Source organism: Acinetobacter sp. UBA3025 (assembly GCF_002367915.1).
Classification (GTDB): domain Bacteria; phylum Pseudomonadota; class Gammaproteobacteria; order Pseudomonadales; family Moraxellaceae; genus Acinetobacter.
The window spans coordinates 1-6,361 of sequence record NZ_DFDO01000158.1 but is presented as its reverse complement, the minus strand read 5'-3'; the positions used below and the strand labels follow the sequence as shown (position 1 = coordinate 6,361).

Annotated in this window: 5 protein-coding genes; 4 read left to right on the top strand and 1 reads right to left on the bottom strand. The window is 40.5% G+C overall.

The window, feature by feature from the left end:
• Positions 1 to 279: 279 nt before the first annotated feature.
• Both B4J23_RS06695 and B4J23_RS06690 read left to right on the top strand, forming a co-directional pair.
• Complete coding sequence (locus B4J23_RS06695; RefSeq protein WP_125279226.1) at positions 280 to 1,218, top strand: sensor domain-containing diguanylate cyclase; 939 nt, start codon at positions 280 to 282, stop codon at positions 1,216 to 1,218.
• Positions 1,219 to 1,752: 534 nt separating this feature from the next.
• A complete protein-coding gene (locus B4J23_RS06690) occupies positions 1,753 to 2,796 on the top strand; it encodes a hypothetical protein (protein ID WP_291359479.1) in 1,044 nt (347 codons plus the stop codon).
• 55 nt (positions 2,797 to 2,851) lie between these two features.
• Here B4J23_RS06690 and B4J23_RS06685 read toward each other — a convergent pair whose 3' ends face one another.
• Positions 2,852 to 3,724, bottom strand: a complete 873-nt coding sequence (locus tag B4J23_RS06685; protein WP_125279224.1) for an ATP-binding protein — start codon at positions 3,722 to 3,724, stop codon at positions 2,852 to 2,854.
• A gap of 189 nt (positions 3,725 to 3,913) precedes the next feature.
• Here B4J23_RS06685 and B4J23_RS06680 point away from each other — a divergent pair, with 189 nt between their 5' ends.
• Together B4J23_RS06680 and B4J23_RS06675 are read left to right on the top strand one after the other, a co-directional pair.
• The gene (locus B4J23_RS06680) at positions 3,914 to 5,422 is read left to right on the top strand and encodes a DUF3336 domain-containing protein (protein WP_208462065.1); all 1,509 of its coding nucleotides are present in this window, start codon (positions 3,914 to 3,916) and stop codon (positions 5,420 to 5,422) included.
• A complete protein-coding gene (locus B4J23_RS06675; RefSeq protein ID WP_125279546.1) occupies positions 5,412 to 6,233 on the top strand; it encodes a protein kinase domain-containing protein in 822 nt (273 codons plus the stop codon). The genes B4J23_RS06680 and B4J23_RS06675 overlap by 11 nt, the downstream gene beginning before the upstream one ends.
• Positions 6,234 to 6,361: the final 128 nt, after the last annotated feature.

The following is a 6,361-nucleotide window of genomic DNA, read 5'->3' as shown; positions in this document are numbered from 1 at the left end:
AGATGGCTTGGCTGTGACCACAACGCCACGTTGGCCAATGACAGAATTAACAAATCCAGCAGAAGCTTAATTTAAAGATTCAGGATGAAGAAAAGGGGCGTTAAGCCTCTTTTTTTATTGGATTGCTTTTGTAGAGTAGAAATATTCAACAAATAATATTAATAAATTAATTATTTTAACTCTACCACAGTAAGTGTTTTCGTATTGATACCGTAAAATAGTTTAATAATATAGAAATCCCTCTCTATTATATGCGGAATGATGCAGAGACTATTTCGGATGGATAATATCAGTTTTAAAGACTTTCAGGATGCGGGGCAGGCAGTTTTAAAATATCTGCATCAGCATTTTGGCTTTAATTTATGGATGATCACCCGGGTAGAAGACAATGACTGGATTGTGCTGCAAAGCGAAGATCATGGCTATGCTGTCCAGCCAGGTCAGGTATTTGAATGGGCCAATTCTTTCTGCTGCCATATGGTCGCAGGCAAGGGACCAAGAATCGCACCCCGCTCTGAAGAAATTCCTTTATATGCGACTGCGCCCATTAATCAGCATTTCTGCATCAAATCCTATATTGGTCAACCACTTTTTAAAGAAGATGGCAGTCTATTTGGGACATTATGTGCGGTTGATCCTGAAGCCAAGTCAGATGCCATCATTCAGGATCTGGCGATGGTCGAGTTATTTAGCAAGCTTTTGAGCTCAATCTTACAAGCTGAGTTGCGTCAGAACGAGCAAATCCGTCAGCAAGAACTGCTACAGCAACAAGCCAGTAAAGATGAATTGACTGGGTTATATAACCGTCGTGCCTGGGAGAAACTGTTACAGGCAGAAGAAGAACGTTGTAAACAGTACGGTCATCCGGCTGCGATCTTATTTATAGACTTGAATGATCTGAAAAAAGTGAATGATAGTCTGGGGCACAAGGAAGGGGATCAATTAATTCAGCATACAGCACAAGTCCTTCAGGAAAATGTACGTAGCAATGATATTGTGGCGCGTATCGGTGGTGATGAATTCGTAATCCTGAGCATAGAAAATGATAAAGCGGGCGCTGAGCGTTTGCTCGATCGTTTGATTGAAGCCTTTGCAGAAGCAAAAATTGAAGCTGCATTTGGTATGGCGATGCGTCATCCAACGACTGGCTTAGTTGAGGCACAGTGGCAAGCAGACAAAAATATGTTTGAGTACAAGCGCTGGAAAAAGTCTGTTTAAATGTTTTTGATTTTTAATATTTTTAAGGAGGTGTCTGAGAATATTCAGCCATGAGCTGCCAAATTTTAAGCCCACAATAAATGAAAGTAATTAATTTCCTTTTATTCTTATTTTTTTAGGTTTTATTCAAAATTTAATTGTTTAGACATAACCTAAATTTTTCTTTAAACCAAGCCATTCAAAAGATAATTTTTCGACTTTTTAACCCATTAGTTACAAATTTCATAAGTATTGTTGCAAAGAAAATATGCGTTATCTAGGTTGTTTTCTAAGAGTTAGTTATGAGAACTAATAAGACCTTGCTCTAGAAGTAACATCTTATTTTTTTAATGACCATTGTTGTATGAAATATAAATTAAAATTACAGAGTTGATCCTTAGTTTATTAAAAGATAAAGCACGATCAGAGTGTAAGAAATACTGTCCAGAAAAAATATCATCGACAGGTAGTGGGTTTGTGTTGTGCAGTTTTAATACGCCCATCTTTCATTCTCATTGAATAAAAATGCAAAGAAATTCTAGGGAATAAAATTTTATGAAAAAGCAGATGTCATTCTTTGGGCTTGTGTTGGTTTCAGGCTTGCTTACAGCATGTGGTGGCAGTGGAGGTAGTTCAGATAACCCTACAGTGACTACACCACCAAATGTTCCAGAGGAGAGTATTTCTCCTGAACTTTCAGAAGAATTTATTCCTTTTGAGGATCGCGATATCATCGATAAAATCCGCGACAAAATTAACAATAGCACCAGTAATGATACGGACTATAACGTTGCGTTAGGTCATATGATTGGTGAAGTTTTTGCGGATTATCCTTATGGACGCACGAGCCGTATTATCAAGATTTATAATTTGGGTGTGAACAGCATCAAATATCCGAATCTGATCTGTTCTGAAGTGAATACCAATGGCGCGGTGAAAACCTTTAAATTAAAAACAGATAAAAATAACTGTATTGTTCTGGATAAAACCTATCGCAAAGATTCAACCATTACCCAGACAGTCAATGGTGATACTACGACCTTGACCTTTAGCAATGTACGTTATAGTTCTAATGTTGATTTTAATTTAAAGGATGATTATCTGATTTCAGGTACGATTGTTCATACCAAAAGCAAAAACAATCTAGGTGCATTGGAAAGCTATAAAATTGACCGTCTGGAATTTCAGCGAGTAGCAGAAGACAAGAATGCAGGCAAATCTGGCGCTGAGTATGATGAGCTGAGCAAGGAATATCTGCTGGTGCGTAATTACAACTATAGCCTTGTAGATGACTATGGTAGTGGCAGTAATGGTATTCGTACCTTAACCAGCAGCGGCAGCATTATTGGTCAACCCAATTTGGCGGATTACCGTTATAGTTTTGATTTTAATACGACTACACCGTTCAAGATGGACGAAACGGTGTTGAATAATTATAAGCATCTGCCAAAAGAGGGTGTGCTTAAAATTACTGATAGTTATGATCAGGTGATTGAGGTCAAACAGAATCAGCCTGAATCCTTAAAAGCAACTGTCTATTTCAATGGCAGTGAGCTGGATGACCTACTGTGGTCTACGATTATTGGCAATAAAAAATAAGGATTAACCTTATAAAAAAGCTCCATCAAGGAGCTTTTTTATTTTGGGAAAGAATTTACAGAGAATTCAACTGCTGCGAACCAATCCAGTGCTTAGAGAACTGATAGGCTGCGCGACCTGAGCGTTGTCCACGTGCCTGGCACCAGCGTAATGCTTCAGCACGGGCTTCAACTGTCAGTTGCATATCTGCCTTTTTCAGATAATGCTCGACAATTTCCAGATACAGGTTTTGATCCATTGGGTAGAACGACAGCCATAAACCAAAACGATCCGACAGGGAAATTTTCTCTTCAATCGCTTCCTGTGGATGTAACTCGGTATATTGCGGTACATCTACTTTGGTCACCGGGGTATTTTCATGCATGAATTCCGGTAATAGATGACGACGGTTACTGGTCGCATAGATCACAAAATTACTTGAACCGGACTGTAATGAACCATCTAGCACACTTTTCAGACTGCGATAGTTTTCATCTTCCGCATTGAAGGCCAGGTCATCACAATAGACGATAAACTTTTCCGGACGACCGGCGATCAGTTGCTGAATTTGTGGAAGATCTGACAAATCATCGCGTTCAATTTCGATCAGGCGTAGACCCTGATCTGCATATTCAGTCAACAAGGCACGCACAATCGAAGATTTGCCTGTACCGCGAGAGCCAGTCAGTAAGACATCATTGGCAGGTAATCCTTTTAGAAACTGCAAAGTATTCTGAATGACTTTTTCTTTTTGTCGCTCAATACCTTTTAAATCTGCCAGTTCAATCTGTTTGAGCTGGTGAATGGGTTTGAGTTCTCCAGCCTGCCATTTATAGGCATAAGCAGAAAAATCAGGACTTTGTTTTAATTCAGGCAGACTTTGCTGGAGCTGGAGAAGAACAGTGGAAAGAGCATTTAAGATATTGTCAGGTAAATCAATTTTCGCCATGATTTGAGCAGTACTTTTACAATTATGGCTAGAATACTATCACTGTAAAATTCACAGTCAAAGTCTGGAAAGTGTGATAATTTGCTTAAAGTGGTGAATTTTCGTTATTGTAGTACAAAGAAAATAGATGCCTGTTTTTTGTTCATGGCTGCAGGATGTCTGAAAATTACAATATAGGGAAGAGGGCAGATGCTGTTTAAAGATTTTACTCAGGATATCAATCCACATCAGGCCTATCGTATCAAAAAGCTGAAGCAGCAATTGCAGCAGGCTGAAACTTACGAAGAATGGAAATATATTGCATTAAAGATCGATGAAGAATCTGGGGCACAAGAATGGAAACTGGATAATAGTTCACCGTATTTTGATGCTGAAGTGATTGCGCATCGACTGGGGAAATTAAGACGTTACCGTCAGCAGAAACGTACTCGTGACCTGATGTATATCCTGCGTGAAGGGCTAAGTTACGATATTGCCAATATCGCCCATCCTTTATTGTTTACCGTCACTTATGTCGGCACTAAAAAAATTATTGAGGATTATGTAGAAGAAGTCAGTCTGGGCTTGGCTTATATTGCTTCTGCACAATGTACCTGTCTGACTCTTGAAGAGAAAATTGAATATTTTGAGCACTGCCAACGTGCTTATGGTCAGCCCGCTTTAATGTTCTCGGGCGGTGCAACACTCGGCTTATTTCATACCGGTGTATGTAAGGCGCTAATGGAACAGGATCTGTTACCTCGAGTGATGTCGGGTTCCAGTGCTGGTGCAATTATGACCGCAATGTTGGGCGTTTCCAAACCTGCGCAGTATGTAGATATTTTAAAAGGCCATAACTTTTTCCATGAAGCTTTTCATTTCCGTACCATGAGTGAATTAATAAAGGGCAATGGTGGTCTGGCGGATGTTAAATACCTGAAAAAATTCCTGATTGAAAACTTGGGCGATATGACTTTTGAAGAAGCATTAAAAACTTCCGGTCTACATATCAATATTGCAGTCGCACCTTATGATGCTGCGCAGGATGCCCGGATCATGAATGCTTATACCTCTCCAGATGTACTGGTCTGGAGTGCGGTACTGGCATCTTGTGCCGTGCCGATTCTGTTCCCACCGGTACGTCTCACCAGTAAACGCCATGATGGTCAATATACGCCTTATATGGGCGCAACACGCTGGGTAGATGGTAGTGTCCGTAGTGATTTTCCGCAGGAGAAAATGGCGCGGCTGTACAATATTAATTACACCATCGCCAGTCAGGCCAATCCGCACATTGTGCCTTTTATGCAGGATGATATTTCACGCTTCCGTAAAGGGACTTTAAGCTGGCCGAAACGCATTGTACGCCGTCAGAGTGTGGTATTTACCAAAGGGATTATGGATTTTGCCCGTGAGCATGCGGGCAGTTTGCCGCCAGTCCGCCGTTTGCTGGATCATGGTTATGGCGTAGTGGATCAACGTTATTATGGTGATGTAAATATCGTTGGTAAATATAGCCTGCGTCATTATAGCTATATGCTGCAAAATCCTCGTCCGCATTTGTTCAAGGTGTTGCAACGTGAAGGTGAGCGGGCGACCTGGCCAAAAATCTCCCTGATTGAAACTCAGGAGCGGGTAGGTAAAACTATTCAGCATTGTCTGGAACTGCTAAATTACCAGCATGCACCAGATACCAAGCAAGAATATATTGTTACTTAACCCCGCCAAACTGCATCAGCTTGATTTCCAGCTTAAGACCAAAGCCCGAAGTCTGGGTTTTGGTCGCCGTCTTTATTATCTAGAAGTTAATCCTGAGACCGCGTCAGCACTTTGGTTAAAAACCCAGAATCTGGATTCAACGGCTATTTCTCGGTATGCCCAAACTGGCTTAAGTCATGAGCTGGACTTTTATGAAGCTTATGGTGAGCAAGAAGGGCGGACTTTCATGCTTCCGCATCAAATTATTCGAAAGCCATTTCAGATTGGAGATGAATCTTTCAATCTGGCTTTGATCTTACCTAATGCGCCAGCACATTTTGATATATGTCCTAAGCTGTTCTCGATTCAAGAAATTCGTCAGCATATGCTACGAGCATTAGAACCGTTGATAAGCTTACAAGAACTCGGGTATCTGCATGCTGATCTCAAACGAGAGCATTTTGTTATTTATCAGAAATGGGTCTGTTTGATCGATTTTGAGCAAGTTCAGCCAATCAATTCTTTAAACCAAGCAATGAACGCTACACCACGTTATATGGCGCCCGAATTGTTCCAAGGGCAAGCCAAGTCGCTACAGAGCGAAGTTTATGCGCTGGGTATCATTTTTTATGAGTGGCTTACAGGGCAACGTTTAGAAGCGACAGATTATCAAGATTGGGCATTATTGCATTGTCAGCATTTTAAACCTGAGCTTCCTGCACAATATCAAGCTTTGCAAAGCCTGTTACAAAATATGCTTCGAAAGCACTCACAGGATAGATTGTCTGATTTCAAAGCCGTAAAACAGGCCTTACTTACTGAAATTGCATGAGAAAAATACAATAAATTGTATATTGTTTTTTATTTAATCAAACGAGTGGTTTTTTCTTAAAAAGAGCTTGTCAGGTGAAATTGATCCCTATAGTATACACAGCCATCGGGGACGTGGCGAAATTGGTA